Origin of the sequence: Pueribacillus theae, from assembly GCF_003097615.1 — a bacterium.
Lineage (GTDB): Bacteria > Bacillota > Bacilli > Bacillales > UBA6769 > Pueribacillus > Pueribacillus theae.
This window is the reverse complement of sequence record NZ_QCZG01000044.1, coordinates 1-23,869: the sequence shown is the minus strand read 5'-3', so window position 1 is coordinate 23,869 and position 23,869 is coordinate 1. Positions and strand designations below refer to the sequence as shown.

Here is a 23,869-nt window from a genome sequence, read left to right as displayed (position 1 = left end):
CGCCTAGCGTATGGTTTTCTTTTCACAAAAAGGCCGTTCGATGCTGTAACATCGAAACGGTCGCGCAATAGCTAAGGTTCCCTTAAGGGGATTGGCACACTTGACAGTCTAAAACCGCCAGAGCTGGCCAAACTCAAGGGCGGTTTTAGTTTTTTCTATCAAATGACAGGATTGCCACTACCAGACACGCAAACGCGATCATAACGGTGAGTGATTCAAACACTGTCATACGGCATCACCTCCCTCCTGTTACCATGGAGGAGTGTGCCTATTCTATTGCTCTTATTATACCATTTATTACACTTTGTTCCTTTAATTTCCCAACTGAATCATTCATGAAATTTGCGTTCTTCCCCCCAAGGAAAGAATTCCGGAAGATCTTTGCTTACTCTCATTTTGAAATCCGGCCTCCGTTTTTCTAGAAAAGATTCGACGCCTTCCTTTGAATCTGGCATTCTGCCAGCCCAGCGAATCAATTTTGACTCTATTTTATGTGATTCCATCGGATGGTCTGCTCCAAGCATCGTCCACATCAATTGCCTTGAAAGCGCAACAGATGTTGCCGATGTATTTTCCGCAATTTCAATGGCTGTGGCACGGGCCGTTTTCATTAAATCTTCTGGTGCAACCACTTCACTAATAAGGCCGCCATGTAACGCTTCTTCCGCTGAGAACACTTTGCCGGAGTAAACCCACTTCAATGCTTGGCTAATGCCAACAATTCGAGGTAAAAACCATCCACTGCATGCTTCAGGGACGATCCCACGACGCGCAAAAACAAAACCTATTTTCGCATTGTTCGCTGCGATGCGAATATCCATTGGTAAAGTCATTGTAATCCCTACACCAACAGCTGGGCCGTTAATTGCAGCAATGATTGGCTTTTTGAGTTCGTAAATTCGGAGAGACACCATCCCGCCTCCATCACGGTGCTCGTCTATCGATGTATCCCTTGCGAACGCTTCTCCCCCTTTTTCTAAATCCGCGCCTGCACAAAATCCACGCCCTTCTCCTGTCATAATGATTGCCCGAACGCCATCATCCGCATCTGCACGATCAAAAACACTAATGAGTTCATTCATCATTTGAGAATTAAAGGCATTTAACCGTTCAGGGCGATTCAAGGTAACAGTCATGATCCGTTCAGATACGTCAACTTTCAGTGTTTCATACAAGATTTTTGTGCCTCCTTTTTTGAAAAAGGATAAATTTACTCTTTCGCAAATTTATACAATCTGGCTTCTGGCCTCTGTTCATTACCAACCTAATTCTACTGCCGCTAATTCACGATGATATTCAGGTGAACCGAGATGATTCTCTAATGCTCTTGCACGCTTAAGGAAGAGATGGCAATCAAATTCCCATGTAAATCCCATGCCTCCGTGATTTTGGATGTTATCGCTCGCCATTCGAATATAAGCTTCTGAGGCAAATGATTTCGCGAGCGAAACAGCCTCTATCATATCTTCCGATTGATTCTCGACTGCCCAAGCCGCGTAATAGGTTAATGAGCGGGAACTTTCTTGATCCATTTTCATATTCACGATGCGATGTTTAACCGCTTGGAATCTTCCGATCGGTTGCCCAAACTGTATACGCGTTTTTCCGTATTCCGTTGACATTTCTACCACTTTTTCCATTCCGCCGACCATTGTTGAACATAACGCTGCATTCAAATGAACAAGGCCTTCCTGCAAGATTCCCCAGCCAATATTTTCAGATCCTATTAATTGTTTTTTAGAAATACGAACTCCCTCAAAGGAGGCATTTGATAGTTTTCTCGTTTCATCCATATTTAGCAAAGAATTGAACGTTAAGTTTGTATTTTCACGATCGACAAGAAACAGTGAAATCCCATACTCGCCCTGATTGCCCCCCGTTCTTACAGGTACGATGAAAGTGTCTGCATTCTCAGCATAAGGGACTAGGGTTTTCTTTCCCTTTAACACATAATCTTCTCCATCTTTTCTTGCTTGCAATTGAATGGCAGAAGGCACGAGTTCTGCGCTGTCCTCTAATAAGGCGAGGGTGATTTTCCTCTTCCCTTCCGCTATCTCGGATAAATATGTTTGCTTTTGTTCTTCTGTTCCATAGGCTTCTAATAAAGGGACGGCAAAAGCAACCGTTTCCGCATAAGGACCCGGAATAAGGGCGCGTCCCATTTCTTCTAAAATAGGGACAAGCGTAAGTGGCCCCATTCCCAATCCACCGTAGTTTTCTGATACCGTAATCCCCATGTAGCCGAGATTTCCTAACCCTGCCCATAATTCATCTAATACTTGCTCTTCACCTTCTGTATAACGTCTGGCAAGACTTAAACCGCCCTTTGAGTCAATAAATTGACGAGCGGATGCTTGGAACGATTTTTGTTCTTCATTTAATGAAAAGTCCATCTCAATGCCTCCCTTTGTTAATATTTAATATCCTTTGGCAATCCAAGGATGCGTTCGCCAACGATGTTTCGCTGAATTTCAGAGGTACCGCCTTCGATCGTGTACGCATAGGAGCGCAAATAATCATGCTGCCAGCTTGCATCGATCAGAGCATCTTCTTTCCAAAGCAGACCATAAGCTCCTTGCAAAGAAACGGCATAAGCGAGCATTTCTTGTCCCAATTCACCTGAGCCAAGCTTATCCATCGAGCCTTCAGGCCCTGGTTTCCCATTTTGAATCGTGTCTGTCAAATGACGGTAATAGTTTAGAAGCGAAGCTCTTGTCCTTGCGCGAAAACTTGCTAGCTTTTGTCGTACAATCGGATCTTTAATGAAAGGAATCCCGTTCTTTTTCATTGTTTTTGCCAAGTCAACTAGTTCACTAAATAATTTTTGTAAACGAAACGTTTGTCTCGCGATGCCGACCCTTTCATGGCTAAGTAAAGTGAGTGATACTCGCCACCCATCATTTACCTCGCCTACAATATCTGCATCATATGCAATGGCGTCATTGAAAAACATTTCATTAAAATCACGTTTGTCATTGATCGAGCGAATTGTTCTCGTTTCAACGCCCTCTTGATGCATATCCACGAGAAAGGCAGTAATTCCTTCGTGTTTTTTGCCTGTGTTTTCTGTACGCGCAAGCAAAAAGCATCGATCGGCGAGATGTGCGTAACTTGTCCAAATTTTTTGACCATTAATAATCCATTTGTCCCCTTGTTTGACAGCTCTTGTCTGAAGGGCCGCCAAGTCAGAGCCTGAATTCGGTTCAGAATATCCTTGGCACCATATTTCTTCGCCGTTTAAAATTTTATTTATGTATTTATTTTTTTGTTCATCTGTTCCAATTTGCAGAAGCGTTGGTCCAACCATGGCAAGGCCAATAATATTTAACACAGGAGGAGCATTCACCCTAGCCATTTCTTGCTCGTAAATCACTTCTTCAATTAAAGAAGCGCCTCTTCCTCCGTACTCTTTCGGCCAAGACAACCCAGCCCATCCACCTTCTGATAATTTACGCTGCCACTCTCTTAAAAATTGGGCTTTTTCGTTATCATCTTCAGGAATCATTCTTTTTCCTTCAAGCCAGCCAGCGGGCAAATTTTCTTCCAGCCATGTACGTAATTCATCACGAAACTTTTCTTCTTCAGCTGTAAATGAAAAATCCATTTCGTTTATCCTCCCTTTTCTAAAAGATCAGAACTTAAAAATACTTCTACATCAATAACCAATTTTCCTACTGAACGAATGATTTCTTTTCTTATAATGTGTATATCTCAACATATTTTATAGATGCAAGAATTATTCCGATATTAAACCCTTGATTCCACTACATTATCGATTTCCAATGTGTCTGTTCTTAATTTACAGATTAAAAAATTGTACACTTTTTTAAACACTTTATGTTAAAAAGAATAAATTATAGATTTACTCCTCAGAGCCGATAGCAAGTATTTAGGCTGGTTTCAGTAAGAGATTATCGGGTATAATAAAGTTAGAGAATCATACTATAAAAAAGACCGTTTCGATGCGACTAACATCGAAACGGCTCTACAACAGCTAGGTTCCCATTACGGGGAGACTAAAACCGCCAGAGCTGTCCAAACTCAAGGGCGGTTTTTAGTCATTTCTACTAAATGACAGGATTGCCACTACTAAGCACGGTTAGTGATTCAAACTCTGTCATACAGCATCACCTCCCTCCTTCAAAAATCGGGAAGTGTGCCGACCACCCTTGAAAAACCTACGCTATTGCCTCTCTATTATACTATTGTTTTTCACTATATCTTATCTAAATCTTTTTTAATGCTTCATGAATGTCATCTTCACCTTGAATGAGATCAAATGAACGATTAAATGTATTTTCCTCATCCAAACTGGCAAAAACCGTTTTTGCTACATCTTCTCTCGTTATCGTTGCTCTTTCCAAATTTTCAGCCGCTGCTATTTTTCCTGTTCCTCGTTCATTTGTGAGTCCGCCGGGACGCACAATCGTATACGTTAAACCACTGCCTTCAAGCGCTTTATCTGCATAATGTTTTGCAACATAGTAGTGGCGAATTTTTTCGTTCCAATTTTCACGACGATGGGCTTGAAGTGCGCTTACCATAATATATCTGTTTACGCCTGCTTTTTGAGCCGCTTCAATCGTCTTCACTGCCCCGTCCAGATCGACGAGCAGTGTTTTGTCTGCGCCTGTTTTTCCTCCAGATCCTGCTGTAAAGACGATAGCATCGCAACCTCTGGCAGCGTCTGCAATATCATCAACAGGTCCCTCTAAGTCCGCCACTACAGCTTCGACTCCCTTTTCTTGGAGAGAGATAGCTTGTTCCTTTTTCCTCACCATGGCTCGAACTGTATGTACATTACTTTCTTGCAGCAGATCGACAAGCTGCTGTCCAATTTGTCCATTTGCTCCGATAACCAAAACCTTCATTGTGCATTCCCCTTTCATCACATCTATATTTAAATTCTAATTAAGATTTTGGAATTTATCATTAAATGTGCTTTATCTTTATAAAAATGAATACCTTCTTTCGTTGCAACAGCTGATCCAGAACAATTTTTTTAGGCTTATTTCATACTATTTTTGGGAATAACACTACTAACATCTTAAGGTGAAAGGGCTGATTTCTATGCATAGAGCTTTTACAGAAGTTGAACAACGTCCGTTTCCTCTTCCTTCTTTTCCATGGGTGATGACCCAAGAATGGGAGCATCTTCTAATGATTCACTGGCCCGTTACAGCTTCACTTCTCAAAAAACAAATTCCAGAACAACTTGAACTTGATACTTTTGAAAAGACAGCATGGATTAGTTACGTCCTTTTCCAAGTGAATGATGCTAAAATACGTAGCTTGCCAAAAATACCTTATCTTCATTCGTTTATTGAATTAAATGTACGTACATATGTTACATATAAAGGAAAGCCAGGCGTCTATTTCTTCAGCCTTGATGCAAATAAACGTCCTATAGTATTTGCAGCGAAAATCGGAGCATTGTTGCCTTACCGATTTGCAGATATAGCATTCCATCAAGAAAATTCTGGCTTCTGTTTTAAAACGAAAAGAAAACACTCAGATAGGTTGAAAGATAATTTCGAAAGTTATTATCGCTCAACTTCCGATCCCTTCTTTCCTTCTCCTCATAGCCTCGACTATTGGTTGCTTGAACGTTACTGTTTTTGGACGACAAAAGGGAAATGGGTTTTTAGGGGGGATATTCACCACGACAAATGGAAAGTAACAACAGCGAAAGCAAAAATTGTTGAAAATACGATGGCTTCTTTTTTGCCCCGCTCAAGTTTTCAAACAAAGCCGTTGCTCCATTATACTAGCAATAAAAAAGTGTTTGCTTGGCCAATTAAACACGTTAAATAAAAGAGCGCACGACTTGTACGCTCTAAACCTAGGTTAACCTTTTACTAAATATTGGGCTAATCTATTTCTTCAATCAATAGCGATAGTTCTGTCCATCTTTCAATTTCTTTTTCCAATTGTTGCTCCACTTCTTGCTGTTTCGTGTACAATTCTTGAACATGGTCTAGATCGCTCCCAGCTGCTGCGATTTCTGCTTGGATTTCTTCGTTTCTCTCCTCCAAAGCAACAATTCTTTCTTCGATTCCATCCCATTCTTTCTGTTGTTGAGAGGACAGCTTCTTTTTACGTTCCTTTTTTTGTGGCTGTTTCACTGCTTTTTCAGTAACGTCTTTTTGACTTTCTTCAGCCTTTTTTTCTTGTTTTAATGCAAGATACTCAGAATAATTACCATCAAACCTTTGAATGGCGCCATCTCCTACGAAGGCTAACAATCGATCAACGACTTTATCCAGAAAATAACGATCGTGGGAAACCGTGATCACGACGCCCGGAAAATCGTTTAAATAGTCTTCTAGAATGGTGAGTGTCTCGGTATCAAGGTCATTTGTCGGTTCGTCCAAAAATAAAACATTCGGCTCCCCCATCAAAACTCTTAGCAAATAAAGCCTTCGCCGTTCTCCGCCAGACAATCCGCGAATATATGTCCACTGTGCTTGTCTCGAAAATAAAAATCGTTCCAGCATTTGCTCGGCTGTTATAAAGCGCCCATCAGCTGTCTTAATCACTTCAGCCGCTTCTCTGATGTACTCAATCACTTTCATATTTTTATCCATTTCAGGATAATTCTGCGTATAATAGCCGATTTTCACGGTTGCTCCAACATCAACAAAGCCTTTATCAGGCTCTATCTTTCCTGCGAGTATATTTAAGAGTGTTGACTTCCCTATCCCATTCGGTCCAATAATTCCAAGTCGTTCATCCGGCGCGACAAGATAGCTGAAATCTTCGATAAGCGTATGGTTACCGAGCATCTTCGAAATACCCTTCGCTTCCATCACTTTTTTCCCGAGCCGGCTAGCGCCAACCGCCATTTCAATTCGTTCGCTTGAGGCCATTCCAGCTTCATCCTGCAAGCGATGAACACGCCCCATTCTTGCCTTTTGTTTTGTTGTTCTGGCTTTTGCTCCTCTTTTTAGCCATTCCAATTCTCTTCGAAGTATATTCTGCCGTTTTCTTTCATTTGTTTCCGCAATCTCTTCTCTTTCCGCTTTCTTTTCTAAAAACCGTTCATAGTTGCCGTCATACACATATAGTTTTCCGTGATCCAACTCAAAGATTCGGTTCGTTACTCTGTTCAGGAAATATCGATCATGGGTAATGACAAGCAATGCCCCTTTATACCGTGCTAAATGTGTCTCAAGCCACTCGACTGTTTCGTTATCTAAATGGTTTGTTGGTTCATCTAAAAGCAAAAGATCAGCAGGTTGAATCAATGCTTTTGCGATCGCAATCCTTTTTTTCTGACCACCTGATAATCCTTTGACATGTTCATCAAAATTAGTAATACCGAGCTTTGTTAAAATCGTTTTGACAGCCGTGCTCGCTTCCCATGCTCCGATCTGTTCCACTTTTTGTTGCATAGCGAAAACGGCATCTTGTTTTTGCTTATCTTTTGGATCAGCATCAAGATCTCTTAACGCTTGCTCGTAATCGCGAAGTACAGTCATAAGCTCCGAATCACCATAGTAGATTTGCTCAAAAACTGTTAGCTCTTCATCCAACTCAGGATCTTGGGGCAAATATTCAATTTGAAAATCATTTGCATGCACAAGCTTCCCATCATCGGCTGAATCCACTCCTGCAAGCACTTTAAGCAATGTAGACTTTCCTGTGCCATTCACACCGATTAATCCAACCCTTTCTTTCTCTGCAATTGAAAAAGAAAGGTGATCAAACAACACCTTTTCTCCGTATGTTTTATACAAGTTTTCTACAGAAAGCATACTCATTTCACTTCAATCCCTAAGTATCTTATTGGCAATCACATTTGAAAAAAGCATCCAACCATCAATCATTTACCTCTATCAATTGTTTAGGAGTATAATATTCACAATTTAATCGTTTGAAATGTTTACTATCGAATGTCATGATTGCAGTAATTGAAGAGCAACGAGCAGTTTCAGCTAAATAAGCGTCTTCAAAATCAACATTCTTCTGCCCATAAACGATTAAAGCATCTTCCGTTTCCTTTTTTTCTTCCATCTCAATGCCTTCGGAAGCTAAAAAAAACTTCAATGCTTTGGATATATCCTTTTTATTGAATTCGTAGATTGCTTCCAATACATAACAACATTCCGCGATAACCATCGGATTGATATGCAAAATAAATGTACCCTCATCAACATGTCTCATAATCTCTTGAACTTCTTCAGCTTGCTTTTGTGGTTCTCCTGTAATATGCCGGATAATCACATTCGTATCTGCCCAAAAATGATCTGGCATTTATAAACGACCCTCTTTATGTTTTTTTTTAGCAAAAACTTTTTTGGAATCACGGATCGCTTGATCAACATCATTAACACTTTTCTCTGGTTTCAAAATCCCATAAGAATCCATGACACTCACCTTCTTTTTAGGCTTAACAATGACGTCACCATTCTCATTTACATGCCATTCCAATGAGTCTCCCCCCTTTACGTTCAAATAATCCCGAATACTCTTTGGAACAACGGTTTGACCTCTATCTGATAAAGTTCTTATCCACTTGTTACTTGAAACTTTACTGTTTTTAGTTAACGGCATAATTGAACCCTCCCTTTCTTTTTACGTAAAAAATATATTTTCTTACTTATTATTTTATCATACAAAGAACCTGATTCATACTTCCCCATTAACTATGATCAAATCATTGCCTCTCAATAAATTCTCAAACGAGTGGTTTTCCATAGATTTTCTATTTCTATGGGAAGATAGAGGAACATCATTATTTTGTTAACATTATAGAGATGATTTCATCTAACTCTAACGATTTTGCGGTTGACCAAGTTACGCCACGGTTTTTCAGAAATTCTTCCGTTTGGCTTGGGCATTTTGTTACGAGCATATTTTCTTTACGTTCAATTTCCCCAGGAACAGTGACAGGCGGGAGACTTCCCTTTACCCAATATTGTTTATATTGCGCGATTAATTCTTCTTTCTCAAATGAACCAAGCATACGTCCTTTATCCATAATAACGAGATAATCGGCGAGTTTTCGAATATCTTCCACTTGATGTGTTGCTAGGAGGATTGTACGAGCTCCTTCCTCCATCCATTCAACGAGAAGATCAATGAGTAATTTCTTTGATGGAATGTCCATATGTGAAGTTGGTTCGTCAAGAATAAGAAGATTTGGATTTCTCGGTAATGTGAGTGCAAACTTTAGTTTTTGCTGTGAACCTTGAGATAACTTTCCAAACTTTTTTGTTAAAGATAGATCAAACAACTTGTTGATTTTATTAAACAAACGTTCATCCCACTTCGGATACCATTCGGAAGTTAATTTTTTAAGTTCCATTCCTGTAAAAGGAACAAGTCCTGGAAATGATTGTGGCAAATAAGCTACCTTCTCTTTCCACTCTTCTGAATCTCCATCAACCTGTTCATTAAGAAGAGTAATTGTTCCTTCGTCCTGCTTTACCAAATTCATAAGCATTTTCAATACCGTGCTTTTACCTGCACCATTGCTGCCAACTAACGCAGTAATTAATCCGCTTTGTATATCCAAATCAATGGGGCCTAATTGAAAATCATCAATTTTTTTCTTTACTTGATTCATCTCCGCTGAACATTCCATTTGCCTACTCTCCTTTTTCTTTTTTTATATAACGAGACAGGACATCTTGAAACATCTTTTCAATTTGCCCCACGTTATAATCGTGCCTAAGCGCAATATCCAAGGCGTTTTCAAAAGCCTGCTCGACTGCTGACACTTTAACTTGTTTTTTTAGCGTATCATCAATGTCTGCCACAAATGTTCCTTTTCCTTGAACTGTGCGTATGAAGCCTTCGTATTCTAAGTTTTGATACGCTCGTCTTGTCGTAATTACACTGACTTCCAAATCTTTGGAAAGGGAACGAATGGACGGCAGTAACGTTCCTGCATGTAATTGGCCGCCTGCGATCAAAGCTTTCATTTGTTCTTCAATTTGATGATAAATTGGCACCCGAGAATCTTTCGATAAATGAATTGGCATTTTCATTAGGGGATTTCCTCTCTTTCTGTAAAGCCTTTAAATCGTGTTCAAAATGGGACGGAATCAGACGCAAGCGGATCGAGGCAGGAAAAAAACCGGCCCATCATAAGCAAGGTTTTTTAGACCGTAACGAAGAGATGCGCCGCGGATTTTCTGTACCTTTTTGAACAACCTCTTAAATAAGATAATCGATTCTTTTCATATTTTTAGCAGCATAATGTAGCCAGTATTTGACCCCAGCGATTGCCAATACGATCGATAAGCCACCTGACAAAACCGGCCAATTTCTTGCAGCCATCATTGTCCAAAAGACAATACCGTGTCCAGAAAAGTACCGAATCCCTATCACGACCAATATCCCACTGAAAACAAGCACAATGCCATAAACAACAAGTTTCACATTTGATATCACATCACCTGTATCACTCGCCGGATAAAGCGAACCGGAATAAATGCCAAAACAAATCCAAATCAATGAAAATGATAAATATTCCCCAACCGTTAAAAAGTCTCTCATCGGTTCTGAAAAAATGTATAAAAGGGCAAGTAAAAGAATATGAAACGGAATCGAAAAGAGGTAGTAATTAATAAATCTGCTTTTAATTAGAATGTCTTTCGGAACCGCCAATTGGTGAAGCATAATAAAATACGGTGATGCCCATAATTCTTCTCCGAGCTTCTGGTATTGGAATTCCTTCGGCTTCGACCAAACAGCTGCTGCTCCGAAAGCGATTAGGAAAAGAATATCGTAAGGAAACAAACTGTGCTGCAAGTGTGCTGTAAAAACAAAAAAGAACAAAAAGAAAATCAACAAGAAAAATAAACTAATAATCCCTTTTAATGACCTTTTCGTTTCAAAGGTTGCTAACCAATACGCTTTTTTCCAATTAAACAACGTGATTCCCCCTCCATACTGTTATGGTGTGTATGTTTATATATACAGTATGGCAACAAATAAAAAAAGTCAATGCTTTTTTTTACATTGACTTCGGTACTATATATTTTTTGTCTCGCTAGCGTTATTTTTTTGGTTGTTGCGAAGCTTTTTTAAATCATTAATTAAGGACTTGAATTCATTGACAGAATACCCATTTTCGGAACCGTAATAAGTCGACTGATACGTATGATTTAACTGATGTAAAAGTTCTTTTACCTCATAATTTTTACCTTCAACTACATCCTCAAGATAATCAATGACCTTTTCCACATACTCCATTGATGTTTCATGTTTTAACCGAATGATTCCATTTTTTCTTCCCCATTTTTCAAGTTGGTGATATTGCCAATAAATCGGGAAATGATAAAATCGCGGAAAACGCATTTTCCATCCCAATACCATTTTATGATAAAGGGCGATCATTTTTCTAACAACTGTTTTCCACCATGAACCTCTAACTACTTTCAAACTTTGTAATTTTACAGACTGGGGAGGCTGCTTATTTTTCAACCACTTCGTTACCATCCAGACTGCAATCACAATAACAGCAATTGCACCGACAAGGATAAACATCCATTCAATCGGTATTGTAAAAGGGATTTCTTCATTCCCGTCACCGGAAAAATTTGGTTGTTCTTCTGAAGGTGGCGGCAACTCCCCCGTAGAATTTAATTCCGGAAATAAATTGAATAGAAACACAGCGATGTTCATTAAGCTTGTCCCTACCCACTTCGCTCCTGAAAGTAAGGTGATCGCAACTGCATGCAATCCTGTTCGTATAGAAGGAATAAGCATTACTAAACAAAGAAGCGAAAGACTGGCAAGCAAGAAAGTAATCACGCCAACAAACCAGCCGGACTGGCCGACTTTCTGAATATCAGTCTCTTGTTGTCCGTCATTTATTTCATGACTTTGAAGAGTGAACACCATCCCAATTAAACTCATAAAAATGGCGAATAGAAATAACATATGAAAAGGGACTGTTCCTTGAAACCAATCACTTAATGAAAAAAGCAGCACATAAATCACATACAACACAATATTTCCTTCAAAGTGTCCCATCATTTGCGTTCGGGACGGCTCACGGTAAATAAAATTGGCACTTCGAATAAAAAGAACACTTACCGCGATGCTCAAAGCGATTCCTAAACCTAACGTAAGTTCAGGCATATTCGATAGCCAATTTAGAATGATCAAGCCCGTGAGAACGATGCCATTTCCAAAAACCATCACAAAATAAGGAACCCTTCCCGCAAGAAGCACGTTAAGAACAAATCCTGCTATACAGGCGATGATCCACCATTTTAAATCAAAAACCGGAGCAATCCCTCGTTCATTCCCCGTAAAAAAGATGATGGCGTAAACCATCCATAGCGCTTCACTATAGAGCAAGATTAAGTAAATCGAGAGACTTTTTAACTGTTTCACCGGCTTAACCCCTTCAACCTAACATCGATTTTGCCCTGAATGAATCAATTGGCTTCGCGATCTTTGCTAATTTTGCAGCATGCTCACTAGCCGACTGATAGTAGAAACGAATTTCCGGGATTTTATGCTTGTTCTCTTGATACGATCGCACATGCTTATTCGTCACTTCTTTTGAAAATAGAAAGAGAGGACATTTCGGAATCCCATTTCTCAAGATGTCAACCAAAATCTTGTCTCCCGCCACATTTGCCGTTATCAAGGCCACCTGATCCAAAAAACGTGTAAGGTCTTCTGAAGGAGGTACACTCCTTTGCTTACGTCCAAAATGATCGGACGCGTTGCTAGCAAAGCCCAATTGCACCCCTTGCTTATGATAAGTAACAGCTACAGACGTAATGATTTGCAAAAATTGTTCAAACTCTCTTTTTTTCATTTCAGCATACTCTTTTTGTTCCTTGGGATCTTCATACTTTGTTTCATCCACAGCGAAACCTTCTACATCTATAAACATCATTAATTCGCGGTTGACAATCGGTTGGTAAACATTCGTAATTAACGCGCCCGTTCGAGCCGTTGCTTTCCAATTGATTCTTCTCCATTCATCGCCAGACTGATAATCCCTTACGCCGCTTACTAATAAAGGATCTTCTAGAAAACCACCTTGTTTCCCCTTCGCACCCCAATTGAGAGACAGAGAAAAAGGCGCGACATGCACGGGAACGAGTTTAGGATACACATAAAGAATCCCATCTAAATCTTGAACTTGTTCGATCTCACTAAACCGAAAGCCATCCCCTGAACGCAGCTTCACCTTCCCTAATTGATAGACGCCGCGCTTTAATGCCGTTCCCTTAATTGCCCATTCAACACGCTGATACCACAACATCCATAAGAAACGAATCATATATCGATCTCGTTTCCCCTCTCCCCAAATCAAATGAGTAGATTCAGGAAATTCCCACTCAATCCAGATGAGCGGCAGCCACTTATTATTAACTATCGAAGCTTGAACTGTAAATTCTTCTTCAGCAAATACACGAGACCTTGACATATCAAGCGACGTTTCAATCCGTGTTAACGATTTCTTTTTCCATAACGTAATCATGAAAAATAACAAAATTAAAAAAACGCTTACAATAATCAGAGGCAACATACGGAACCAAATGGAAACAAGCAGCACTGCAACGAAAACCCATATCGCAAAACGCTCGAAGAAATAGCTCGTCTGCATTGGGTTCGTTTCTTTGGCATCCCTGTTAGAAATCGCTTCTTCATTCATACACGTACAACTCTCTCTTCGGGGACGTGAACGTCTTGCAAAATTTGATTTAAAATTTTCTCCGGAACAGCCTCTTGCATCCTTGCTTCTGTATTTAAAAATAATCGATGATTCCAAACGGGTATCACCATTTCTTTCACATCATCAGGTGAAACAAAATTCCGATGGTTTAAAAAAGCCCATGTTTTCACTGTCTTGTAAAGTGCTTTGCTCGCTCTTGGGCTTACTCCAACAGAGACAAGCGGATGACTACGAGTTGCGGAAGCGAGTGCAATAATATATTCACGTATTGACGGATGAACAACTACTTCTTTTATTTGTTGCTGTAAAACGTTAATTTTCTCAGGGTCAAAAATATGCTGGACTTGTTCATAGGGAAGAAAATCGCCGACCAGTTCAAGCATCTGTTCTTCCTCTTCTAATGACGGGTAGCCAAGTTTCAACCGCATTAAAAACCGATCGAGCTGTGCCTCAGGCAATGGGAATGTCCCTTCCATATCAATCGGGTTTTGCGTTGCTAGTACGATGAATGGTTTTGGAAGATGATGGGTTTCTCCTTCAATTGATACTTGCCCCTCTTCCATACACTCTAGCAAACTTGATTGTGTACGAGGTAACGCACGATTAATCTCATCAACTAATAAAACATTTGTAAAGATCGGGCCTTTCCTTAAGTAAAACTCATTCGTTTTCGGATTAAAAATAGATCCCCCTACGACATCCGAAGGCAGCAAATCAGGTGTGCATTGAATTCTCGAAAAACGACAATCCAAAACCTTTGCAAAAGCTTTCACCATTGTTGTTTTTCCTGTACCTGGAAGATCCTCCAATAAAACATGCCCTTCTGCCAGCAAAGCAGTAAATAATAACTTTAATTCTTTTTTTCGGCCGATGACTACTTTCGACACTTCATGAAATAGCTTATCCAATTCCGTATCATTTGTTTCCACATTGACATTACTTTTCCCCATTTTATACCCCCGGCTTTCGATCAATCATAACTAAGAAAGAAGCCAATGTTTGGTACATTGACTTTTATACTTTATGTACGGCTCACCATACTAAATAAAGAAGAGACAAGAAGCCCGAGCAACAGCATAATCAAACTAATGATCATAGTTGATCCTGTAGGTACTCCAGGAAATATTACGACAATTGACCCTAGAATTAATCCGATAATAATCGCGTATGTCATATTTGTAAAATGAGTAAGTAAATATTGAATTCCTCTACTGCTTACAATAAATCCGACAATCACACCTCCCCCGATCACTGCGATAATTGGCAGATTGAGTGTTGATAGTGCGTTTATGGCAGTTGAATAGACGCCAAGTAACAACAATAAAAAAGAACCGCTAATCCCGGGGAGAAGCATGGCCATGCTCGCCAGCCAACCCGAGAAAAACAAACCAATGACAGTAAGAACGCTTAATGTTGTTATCGGATCGGCAGATTCAGACGGTTTAATAAATGCCATTGAAGCAAGCAGCAATGCAAAAACAATCATGACAATGTAATGGCTGGAAGCAAAGCTATTTTTCACATCCGCTTCCTTCATTATAAATGGCAACACGCCAATAATTAATCCCATAAAAAAGAATTGCGTCGGCTCAAAATGGTGTGCAAGCAAATAATCGATGACTTTGCTTAATGAAAGTAAAGCAGCCCCGATGCCGATACCTAAAGGAAGCAAAAAGCCGATATGCTGCTTCCAACGGAGGCTGAAAAAGCCGCTAATCGCCTTAAGCAAGCGATCATAGATGCCAAGTACAAACGCAACCGTTCCCCCACTCACCCCGGGAATTAAATCAGAAATTCCCATCAAAAACCCTCGATAAATGTTTCTCCATTCCATAACCCATTCTCCCGTTTTTACAAATCCATTCTATTCAAAAACTCCCACTTTATAAGTGGGAGCTTAAGATCTATTATACCACAACACAATTAGGCTACATCGCTTGTTTAATTTTTCGAATATAACCGGATCGAATAAATAAGAAATAAATCACTTGAATTGTAAAGAAGCTTCCTAGAACAAGTACTGATTCCTTAACTAAGGAAAAATTAAACATGTGCTCAAGCGCTGTCAGTGCCACCGCTCCATGAATCAACGCAACAGCGATTGGTACAAAGAACAAGATGGCAAGTTGGATCGTCACGATTTTTGATAGTTCTTTGTTCGTTAAACCTAATTTGCCGATCGTTGAAAATTTTCTCCGCTCATCATCCAAATCTGTGTAAAGCCGGAAGTACAAAAAGCTGCCCGCCGCGACAAAGAACACAGCACCGATAAACAAGCCAATGAATAAAGTCGCACCGTATCCTTGGTTCGCCAGATTCCATGTGTAAGGCAAAGAGAAGAACGTATAGTATTCATTGTAATCAGGAATTTCTTTCGCAAGTTCTTTGCTTAAATCGATCGTTTTTTTCCAATCTTTTATATAAAACGAATAAAATGTACTCTTTGACTCAAAATGCGTTAACTGTTCAAACATGGAATCGTCGACAACAACAACATCAATCGGAAATATATTAGAAGTGATTGTTTTCTTTTTTTCCAAAACGATATTGTTTTCTTCTAAAGCAATCGTTCTTTCTCCTTTAGGCTTAGGTGTTTGATTTTCTCCGACAGGATTTGCATGAAACACATAAACCACTTCATTTCCACGAAGATTCAGCTTTTCAAATGGCTGCCCAGTCGATTGTCCTAGATGATTGTACTCCGTTTCACTTACAATGTGTGTGGAATACTCTTCGCCCTTCACAGGCTGGTTTTTTACATTCACCTTTGTCTCATGAAAAGGAATGTCATTGTTTTTAAGTTCTTTACGGATGAGTGAGAGATGTTCCGCTTCCTTCACATTTCCTTCCTCTGAAGCATATTCAAATGCAAAAGGACTGCTACTAGTTAAACTACTAAACAGCATCGTCCGAAAACCGACAAGAGAACCAATAGCCGTAAAAGCAACCGTTGATACGATGGCAACGAAGAAGAACGTGCGGGCATTGTCTTTCATCCTGTAAGCTAAATCGGAAAAAAGAACGAGATTTGTTTTTTTCCAGAAAATTGACTGCCGCTTTCTTAATGCTTTAATGATGTACACGCTTAGCTGTGTAAAAAGAAAATAAGTTCCAATAATAACGATTGTTGTCACTGGGATCATTGCAGCAGCGACCATCATTCCTTTTACGATCAACGCTGTCGCATAGCCCCCAATAAGCAAAATGGCTGCCAAAGCAGATAAAATAACAGATGCCTTCGGTTCTGTCTTTGGCGCGGCACTTCCTTTAATTAAATCAACGAGCTTGTTTCCTCTCAAAATGGCAACCGTCGCGAAAGAAATCAAAATAAAAAGCAGAAGAAACGCAACAAATGTTAATCCAATTGCTTTTATTGGAAAGTAAAAATGCAATGTCTTTTCCAGATCCAGAATATTTTCAGCTGCAAGCAGCAACATTTTTGCAAAAACCAGCCCGATTGTGATGCCAGAAATCGTTGCAAAAAATCCGATAAACACATTCTCAAGAAAAACCATTCGCCGAAGCTGCATGTTCGTCATCCCGTGCATGACCAATAATCCAAACTCTTTTTTTCTCGTTTTCAAAAAAGAACTCATCGAAAATAGCACAAAAATAAACGAGAACACATAAATAATCGCTTCTGCAAAATGCAATCCTTGCGAAACACTCGAATTGAGCTCCCCTTTGGACAATGAAGGATGGAACGCAAAGATGGCATAGACAAAAAACACCATTACTGCAAACGTGCTGCTTAAAAAATAAGCGGCATACGTTCGCTTGTTACGAATGACGTTGTTAAACGCGAATTGTCGAAAGGTCACCCGAATCCCCTCCTAACAGCGATAACACGTCAATCACTTTTTGAAAAAAGGCTTGCCGATTGTCCCCGCGGTGAATTTCATTGTACAGCTTACCGTCCTTAATAAAAATGACACGGTCACAGTAACTTGCAGCAATCGGATCATGAGTTACCATCATCATCGTCGCTTTATCCGTTTGATTAATGTTTTCCAATGTTTCCATTACAGTGCGTGATGACTTTGAGTCAAGGTTTCCAGTCGGTTCATCGGCAAGCACCATATCTGGGTTATGAATGATTGCCCGCGCAATGGCGGCCCGTTGTGCCTGCCCGCCCGAAATTTCATAGATTCTTTTCTTCAAAATACCGGTTATTCCAAGCTTCTCAGCAATTTCTGCCACTTTCTCAGCCATCACTTTCACTTTTTCACCATCAAGTGTAAGAGGCAAAACAATGTTTTCTTCCACTGTCAATGTGTGCAGTAAATTAAAATCTTGAAATACAAATCCGAGTTGCCTGCGGCGAAAAAGGGCCAAATCATCCTTTTTCAAATGATAAGGATTTTTCCCGTTAATCAAAACCTCGCCGGTTGTCGGTTGGTCGATCGTGGCAACCATATTAAGCAATGTCGTTTTCCCGCTTCCAGATGGTCCCATAATGCCGACAAATTCACCTTGATCAATCGATAAATCAATATTTTCAAGCGCCTTATACGGCACTTTTCCTTCATAGATTTTACTGAGCTGTTTTACGTTTAACACTTCCATTGGAATACCCCTTCCTATACAACTCTAATTATTTACATTTATTATAATAAGGGAAAGGGCTCCCTACTATCGGCTTACCTTTCAGTTTCCTTACAATGATGTAAGGTTTTAGATAATTGCAGAAAAAGTGAGACGCACCGTCGTTCCTTTTCCCACTTCCGACTCCATCGTAATTTGATGGCCGAGACGATCACATACTTCCTTTACAAGATATAAACCCATTCCTGTGGATTCGCGGTAAATCCGGCCGTTTTCTCCAGTGTAAAAAGGTTTAAACACACGCTTTACATCTGATTTCGGAATGCCCACTCCTTTATCACGCACCTCGAGACAGGCTTCCCCATTCGATATAAATGCAGTGATACTAACCTTTTCATTACTTCCTGATGAATATTTCACAGCATTCGATATGAGCTGGTTTAAGATGAAAATCAGCCATTTTTCATCTGACTCAACGGTTAAATCGGACTCAATGCTGACTTCGGGATACACGTGGTTTTTAATAAATAACCGTTTGTTTTCCCGAATGGCTTGGGAAACAATGTTTTCAAGTGAAACTGGTTCCACTTGAAAATCATGTTCAAACGTTTCAAGCCGTGCAGCATATAACACCATCTCAAGTCCTTTGCTAATTTTATCCGCCTCTTCTCGAATACTGACAAAGCGTTCGTCCTCCTCCTGTTGAACCGTCAATTCGATGACGGAAAGCGGTGTTTTCATCTGATGTACCCACTGATTCATAAACGTGGCGTGCGTATCGCGTTTTTCCTCATATTCATTCAGCCGGTGAATATAGTGGGTATATTGAGATTTCAATAACTCTCCAAGAGAGGCAGCAAGCGGGGCATTCCCATACATTTGATTTGATTCATCCAAATTCGAAAAACTTGCAGACAGCCTTTCATAAAAGGCTTGATGGCTCATAAAGCGATAAACTAAGTAACACAAAAAAATAAAAAGCCCGACAAACAGCGCATATAAAGCAACAGAAGGATGCTTATACCCATCAAGCCAAAAAATAAGAATGACGGCGATAAGTTGGATGACAACGATAGTAAATAACGGAATATGTTCTCGTAAAAAAAGTTTCATGAACGATTCCCTTCTCCCCACGTTGGGACGATCCGGTAACCTTCGCCCCGAATCGTTTCAATCGCATCTTCAATTCCTAGCTCTTGAAGCTTTTTTCTCACTCGGGTTACATTGACATTTAACGTATTTTCGTCTACGAACGATTGATCATCCCATAGTTTTTCCAATAAAGCCTCTCGGCTTACAACGCGAGGAAATCTTTTCAACAGCATTTCAAGTAAAATCGCTTCTTTTTTTGTAACCGATACAGCCGCATGTCTAAAATGCAGTTCCATTCGCTCTGCATAAAGGGAAAGTCCCTGCAACTCAATGATTCGTTCCTCCATTTTCGGAGCGTATTCGCCGTAAGCCCGGCGCAGCTGGCTGCGAATTTTCGCCGTTACAACATCATAATGAAACGGCTTTGTGATGTAGTCATCTGCTCCATTTTCAAGCGCCATCACCTGATCCATCTCCCCCGATCTCGCTGAAATGAATAAAATGGGACACGTCGAAACACGGCGAATTTGCCTGCACCAATAAAAACCGTCATAACTTGGCAAATTCACATCCAATAGAACAAGCTCAGGCTGTTCTTCCAGAAAAAATTCCACGATTTCATCGAATTTTACAACTGACACAACTTCATAGCCATATTTCTCAAGATGTGACCTTAATAGTCCCGCTAGTTTAGGATCATCTTCCACAATCATAATTTTCGGCATGCTACTCTTCCTTTTTTCACTATTTCTTACTACAATTGCATAACAACATTGCTTTTACAAGATCGCAAAACAAACGTTGCAAATTTCAGAAAAATGATTATAATAAATCCGAACATATGTTCCGAAAACTTTTCCCTTCTTTGTCGTGCTATAATAATTTCAAAGATTGAGCGGAAAATAATTTGGAGGTAGATTTTAATGGATGAAGAGCTTTTAAGAGAAATTCTTTCAAAAGTTGATGGACTTGGTTCGAAAATGGATAAAATTGAAGAAAGAATGGCATCGCTTGAAGACAGGATGACATCACTTGAGGACAGGGTGGCATCGCTTGAAGACAGGGTGGCATCGCTTGAAGACAGGATGACATCACTTGAAGACAGGGTGACTCATATCGAGGAAACAATGGCTACGAAGGAAGATGTCGCAGAAATCCCGTTCATTAAAGGGGCTGTAATAGAAATACACGATGAATTGGGCTGCGTTAAAAAAACCGGTCAAGAAACACGAGAAGATGTACAATTATTAAAGGCTGCCCAGGAACGGCTTGAAAAAGTGCAATCTGACCAACAAAAAATCATCGAACTCCTCTCCATTAAAACAACCGTGCATGAAGCAAAGCTTAAATGGGCGGAGTTAAAATGGGCTGAATAAGACTTAAAGCCTCCGGACTTTTTGAACATTCTCTAAAAGAGGCTTACCCAAAGTCATGTTGGATAAGCCTTCATTTCACTCTTCTTCCCCTACGTAATCAATAAACACATCAGACTTTTCTTCAATCTGCAAATCCTTCGGTACACGCAAATAAATCACCTGGTAGCCTATAAAACCATTCGAATTCAACTCAAACCAATCTTCCCCGGTAAATTGCGAAATCGGGAATTCCTTTTTAAACATCGCAAAGTCAAATGTTGCTTCTTCTGGCTTCATGAATGTTAATGTGTCACCTTTCCAATTCATTTGAATTGGCTTTATTTCTTTCATGATGTCAATTTCCTTAATGAGCGGCTTCGTTTTATAGTAAATGACGTCGATTTTTTGATCATTTTCAGGTTTTCTTTCTACGACTACTGAAGGATCAAAGTAATCATCATCTTCTGTTTCAATCATAAGCTTATTACTTTGAAAATCAACTTCATCTTGTTTTACAATGTATGCTGATTCGATCTTATCTATATTTCCTTCATTTATCGCCTCGAAAAATTTATTAACTTCCTTTTCCTCTTCAGCCTCACTAACAGGGTTAATGACTGTGATATTCTTACTTATGACAAACTCATACAATGCAAAAGACAATAACAACAAAAGTGCGTAACCGATAAATAAAGGCTTCCCAAACCTTACTTGCACTTTGCTCCGAATCGTAAAAAACGCAATAAGCACAATAATGATAACTATAAGAAAAAAATTAAGGCCCATTATTTTCGAACCTCCAATCGGTTTGAAACAACAATCGAAAAAGCAAAACACAGCAATGTTAATAGGAGCATCTTAATGAAAAATATAAGAAATGACGTTTCTGTAAAAATAAAATGATAGACCGCTCTGCCGTATTTCCCATTTGCGCTGTTCATTCCCAATATATAAAAGCCGATGAAAACAGTTGGAAGAATAAATGCAAATGCTCTGTTTAATTGAACGACACTTCCGATCGCATAGCCAATTCCACTGAAAAAAAGTATATATAAAGAAGCCGCTCCAATTCCGATTAACAGCTCTGTCGGTGCTTCAAAGAAAAAGCTCGGTTTTACAAAACGGACATCAGATGCATAGTACATAATAACTTGCAGGACATAACGGGAAAGCATCGCTGTAATTCCCCCCACCAAACTTGCGGTTAGCAGAAATAAAATATTTGAAAGATTGCTGCTCACCCGATTTGCCACGAACATAAAATCGTCATTACGATAAGCCTTCGTTGTAATAAGAATAGATGTGATAAAAGCCCAAAGGATGGTAAAAATAACAACGATATCCGCTGAGTAATAGGATATATATACTTGAATGCTGTTTGAGCCGCCGCCTGTCATGCTGACTCCCCCAAATGAAAAAAGAATCGCCAGAAGCTGCACTACAATGAGCGTCGTAAAGACACTATAATAAGCTTTTAACTTAAATAAGTATTGTTTACGTACGTTAGTTAAAAGACTCGGCTTTACGAAAGACATCGTCTATCCCCCCTTTATTTTTATTGGTCAAATACACGCAAAGATCGCTCGGATCCACAGATGAAATGTCCAAACCCGCCAGCCTGGCGCGGCGAAGTTCCGAATCCGTAAAGTTATTTCTCACCACAACATATTGGCGGTTTGTTCCAATATCTTTTAAATGGATAATCTCTTTATCCTTCGCCCATTCATCAATCAGCATGGCATCCCCTTGAATGCCAATCGCCCATTCCTTTAATTCGGTAATTGACAAATGAAGATTCACCTTCCCATCTTTAAGCAACAACAAATCTTCAAGCAAATGTTCAATTTCATTTAAGTGATGGCTTGAAATGATGATGCTTCGCGGATAATCAATGTAATCTTTCAATAATGCCCGGTAAAAGTCGCTTCGAACCGCGGCATCCATCCCTGTTGTCGGTTCATCAAATATTGTAAGCGCGCATCGCGATGAAAGCCCCACAATCATATTGAATGTACTTTTCATCCCTTTTGACAGATTGTTATGGTACTGATTGGAGCGAAACGAAAAGTAATCAAAAAGGCGTTCTGCAAGCTGCGCATCCCATTTTTCATAAAACTGGCTTGCCGCATCTAAAATTTCCGACAAACGCAGCGTCGAAGGAAAAGTCATCTCATCGTTTATGTAAATGCTATTTGCCGAAACATAAAGACTATTGAAAGGCCGCTCCCCAAATACGCTTATTTCCCCAGACGTTTCCTGAAAAAAACCGGCGATTATTTTTAATAGCGTCGTTTTGCCAGCTCCGTTTCTTCCGATAAGCCCTGTTATTTTATTTTCTTCGATATGAAATGAAAGCCCATCTAATGCTTTAGTGTTTCCATATTTCTTTACCAAATCTTTGCACTTGATAACGTTCATCCCTCTTCCACCTCATCCTTCGCTTCAATAATCATTTGAAACAATTCTTCTTTACTGACACCCAGCCGTTCTGCTTCAAGCACAATTTCAAGAACCATTCGCTTTAACGTTTCATTTTTTCTTTTAGTTAAAATCATTTGTTTCGCCCTATCTGCCACAAACATGCCTAGCCCCCGTTTTTTATAGAGGATGTTTTCATCCGCCAATACATTTAATCCCTTTGCAGCAGTTGCTGGATTAATATTAAACAATTCAGCGAGCTGATATTGTGAAAATACCTTTTGTCCGCTTTTGAAATTTTCGCTCAAAATCTCATTTTCCAGCCACTCTGCAATCTGAATATAAATTGGCTTCGTATCATCTGTATTAAGAATCATCCAATACCCCCTCTCAGAACCAGTGCATTAGTGTTGTAATGTAGTATATAATAAATGATAAAAAAACGCAATAAAAAAAGCGCCCCAAAATTTTGAGAGCTATAAATGCAGGACTAACTTTTTTAATTAAAAAGTTTCTAATTTAGACAGGTCGCTATCGTTTGCAAAAAAACAACTCCCAGAAATAGCTGCCGTTAAATTATTCCAACAATTTAACCGTACAGGTTAACGAATAGGAAAACTTCAACAACGATAGCAATGAATTTCTTAATGGCCTTCTCGATTTGCTTAAAAAGTATTGGCTACAGCCAAATTAACTGGCAAAATGTAAGTAAGGGGGAATCAAGATGAGTCAAAATGATACAGCTCTGAGGAGTAAATTTTGAAACTTTGCTGTTTTATAGGGAATTTATAATTATCCACATATG

25 protein-coding genes are annotated in these 23,869 nt (G+C 39.6%); 2 read left to right on the top strand and 23 right to left on the bottom strand.

The window, feature by feature from the left end:
• Positions 1-145: 145 nt before the first annotated feature.
• The 5 genes from DCC39_RS19880 to DCC39_RS15925 all read right to left on the bottom strand — a co-directional run bounded on the left by DCC39_RS19880 (position 146) and on the right by DCC39_RS15925 (position 4,871).
• Complete coding sequence (locus DCC39_RS19880; RefSeq protein ID WP_407071867.1) at positions 146-229, bottom strand: putative holin-like toxin; 84 nt, start codon at positions 227-229, stop codon at positions 146-148.
• Between the two features lie 100 nt (positions 230-329).
• Positions 330-1,175: a crotonase/enoyl-CoA hydratase family protein gene (locus tag DCC39_RS15940; RefSeq protein ID WP_205948532.1), complete on the bottom strand. Its 846-nt coding sequence runs from the start codon at positions 1,173-1,175 to the stop codon at positions 330-332.
• A gap of 81 nt (positions 1,176-1,256) precedes the next feature.
• Positions 1,257-2,393 carry an acyl-CoA dehydrogenase family protein gene (locus DCC39_RS15935; RefSeq protein ID WP_116555896.1) on the bottom strand — a complete coding sequence of 379 codons (1,137 nt, stop codon included), beginning with the start codon at positions 2,391-2,393 and terminating at the stop codon, positions 1,257-1,259.
• A 17-nt stretch (positions 2,394-2,410) separates the two neighbouring features.
• Positions 2,411-3,604, bottom strand: coding sequence for an acyl-CoA dehydrogenase family protein (locus tag DCC39_RS15930; protein ID WP_116555895.1), 1,194 nt, complete (start codon positions 3,602-3,604; stop codon positions 2,411-2,413).
• Positions 3,605-4,226: 622 nt separating this feature from the next.
• Positions 4,227-4,871, bottom strand: a complete 645-nt coding sequence (locus DCC39_RS15925) for an SDR family oxidoreductase (RefSeq protein WP_116555894.1) — start codon at positions 4,869-4,871, stop codon at positions 4,227-4,229.
• Positions 4,872-5,070: 199 nt separating this feature from the next.
• On the opposite strand from DCC39_RS15925, the gene DCC39_RS15920 reads away from it, so the two are divergent.
• Positions 5,071-5,814 (top strand): YqjF family protein, encoded by a 744-nt coding sequence (locus tag DCC39_RS15920; RefSeq protein WP_116555893.1) that lies wholly within the window; start codon positions 5,071-5,073, stop codon positions 5,812-5,814.
• Positions 5,815-5,870: 56 nt separating this feature from the next.
• Here the strand turns inward: DCC39_RS15920 and DCC39_RS15915 are convergent, their stop codons facing one another.
• From DCC39_RS15915 to DCC39_RS15850, 14 genes are all read right to left on the bottom strand, one after another.
• The gene (locus DCC39_RS15915) at positions 5,871-7,763 is read right to left on the bottom strand and encodes an ABC-F family ATP-binding cassette domain-containing protein (RefSeq protein WP_116555892.1); all 1,893 of its coding nucleotides are present in this window, start codon (positions 7,761-7,763) and stop codon (positions 5,871-5,873) included.
• Positions 7,764-7,821: 58 nt separating this feature from the next.
• Positions 7,822-8,256: a PIN domain-containing protein gene (locus DCC39_RS15910; RefSeq protein WP_116555891.1), complete on the bottom strand. Its 435-nt coding sequence runs from the start codon at positions 8,254-8,256 to the stop codon at positions 7,822-7,824.
• Positions 8,257-8,556: an AbrB/MazE/SpoVT family DNA-binding domain-containing protein gene (locus DCC39_RS15905; RefSeq protein ID WP_116555890.1), complete on the bottom strand. Its 300-nt coding sequence runs from the start codon at positions 8,554-8,556 to the stop codon at positions 8,257-8,259.
• A 181-nt stretch (positions 8,557-8,737) separates the two neighbouring features.
• Positions 8,738-9,589: an ABC transporter ATP-binding protein gene (locus tag DCC39_RS15900; RefSeq protein ID WP_116555889.1), complete on the bottom strand. Its 852-nt coding sequence runs from the start codon at positions 9,587-9,589 to the stop codon at positions 8,738-8,740.
• Positions 9,590-9,593: 4 nt separating this feature from the next.
• Positions 9,594-9,995, bottom strand: a complete 402-nt coding sequence (locus DCC39_RS15895) for a GntR family transcriptional regulator (protein WP_116555888.1) — start codon at positions 9,993-9,995, stop codon at positions 9,594-9,596.
• A gap of 169 nt (positions 9,996-10,164) precedes the next feature.
• Positions 10,165-10,884, bottom strand: coding sequence for a hypothetical protein (locus tag DCC39_RS15890; RefSeq protein ID WP_116555887.1), 720 nt, complete (start codon positions 10,882-10,884; stop codon positions 10,165-10,167).
• Between the two features lie 99 nt (positions 10,885-10,983).
• The gene (locus DCC39_RS15885; protein ID WP_116555886.1) at positions 10,984-12,354 is read right to left on the bottom strand and encodes a hypothetical protein; all 1,371 of its coding nucleotides are present in this window, start codon (positions 12,352-12,354) and stop codon (positions 10,984-10,986) included.
• Positions 12,355-12,367: 13 nt separating this feature from the next.
• Positions 12,368-13,633, bottom strand: coding sequence for a DUF58 domain-containing protein (locus DCC39_RS15880; RefSeq protein ID WP_116555885.1), 1,266 nt, complete (start codon positions 13,631-13,633; stop codon positions 12,368-12,370).
• Complete coding sequence (locus DCC39_RS15875; RefSeq protein ID WP_116555884.1) at positions 13,630-14,604, bottom strand: AAA family ATPase; 975 nt, start codon at positions 14,602-14,604, stop codon at positions 13,630-13,632. The genes DCC39_RS15880 and DCC39_RS15875 overlap by 4 nt, the downstream gene beginning before the upstream one ends.
• A 71-nt stretch (positions 14,605-14,675) precedes the next feature.
• Complete coding sequence (locus tag DCC39_RS15870; RefSeq protein ID WP_116555883.1) at positions 14,676-15,488, bottom strand: DUF368 domain-containing protein; 813 nt, start codon at positions 15,486-15,488, stop codon at positions 14,676-14,678.
• A 94-nt stretch (positions 15,489-15,582) separates the two neighbouring features.
• Positions 15,583-17,475: an ABC transporter permease gene (locus tag DCC39_RS15865; RefSeq protein WP_116555882.1), complete on the bottom strand. Its 1,893-nt coding sequence runs from the start codon at positions 17,473-17,475 to the stop codon at positions 15,583-15,585.
• A complete protein-coding gene (locus DCC39_RS15860) occupies positions 17,450-18,214 on the bottom strand; it encodes an ABC transporter ATP-binding protein (protein ID WP_276309931.1) in 765 nt (254 codons plus the stop codon). Before DCC39_RS15860 ends, DCC39_RS15865 begins: the two co-directional genes overlap by 26 nt.
• Positions 18,215-18,328: 114 nt before the next feature.
• Positions 18,329-19,312 carry a sensor histidine kinase gene (locus tag DCC39_RS15855; RefSeq protein WP_116555880.1) on the bottom strand — a complete coding sequence of 328 codons (984 nt, stop codon included), beginning with the start codon at positions 19,310-19,312 and terminating at the stop codon, positions 18,329-18,331.
• Positions 19,309-20,016, bottom strand: a complete 708-nt coding sequence (locus DCC39_RS15850) for a response regulator transcription factor (RefSeq protein ID WP_116555879.1) — start codon at positions 20,014-20,016, stop codon at positions 19,309-19,311. The genes DCC39_RS15855 and DCC39_RS15850 overlap by 4 nt, the downstream gene beginning before the upstream one ends.
• 198 nt (positions 20,017-20,214) lie before the next feature.
• On the opposite strand from DCC39_RS15850, the gene DCC39_RS15845 reads away from it, so the two are divergent.
• Positions 20,215-20,667, top strand: coding sequence for a coiled-coil domain-containing protein (locus tag DCC39_RS15845; RefSeq protein ID WP_116555878.1), 453 nt, complete (start codon positions 20,215-20,217; stop codon positions 20,665-20,667).
• 75 nt (positions 20,668-20,742) lie between these two features.
• Here DCC39_RS15845 and DCC39_RS15840 read toward each other — a convergent pair whose 3' ends face one another.
• From DCC39_RS15840 to DCC39_RS15825, 4 genes are read right to left on the bottom strand one after another with little or no spacing between them, the layout of a single operon-like run.
• The gene (locus DCC39_RS15840) at positions 20,743-21,432 is read right to left on the bottom strand and encodes a hypothetical protein (RefSeq protein ID WP_116555877.1); all 690 of its coding nucleotides are present in this window, start codon (positions 21,430-21,432) and stop codon (positions 20,743-20,745) included.
• The gene (locus DCC39_RS15835) at positions 21,432-22,181 is read right to left on the bottom strand and encodes a hypothetical protein (RefSeq protein ID WP_116555876.1); all 750 of its coding nucleotides are present in this window, start codon (positions 22,179-22,181) and stop codon (positions 21,432-21,434) included. Before DCC39_RS15835 ends, DCC39_RS15840 begins: the two co-directional genes overlap by 1 nt.
• Positions 22,150-23,064: an ATP-binding cassette domain-containing protein gene (locus DCC39_RS15830; RefSeq protein WP_116555875.1), complete on the bottom strand. Its 915-nt coding sequence runs from the start codon at positions 23,062-23,064 to the stop codon at positions 22,150-22,152. The genes DCC39_RS15835 and DCC39_RS15830 overlap by 32 nt, the downstream gene beginning before the upstream one ends.
• Positions 23,061-23,441 carry a GntR family transcriptional regulator gene (locus DCC39_RS15825; RefSeq protein WP_116555874.1) on the bottom strand — a complete coding sequence of 127 codons (381 nt, stop codon included), beginning with the start codon at positions 23,439-23,441 and terminating at the stop codon, positions 23,061-23,063. Before DCC39_RS15825 ends, DCC39_RS15830 begins: the two co-directional genes overlap by 4 nt.
• Between the last annotated feature and the right edge of the window lie 428 nt (positions 23,442-23,869).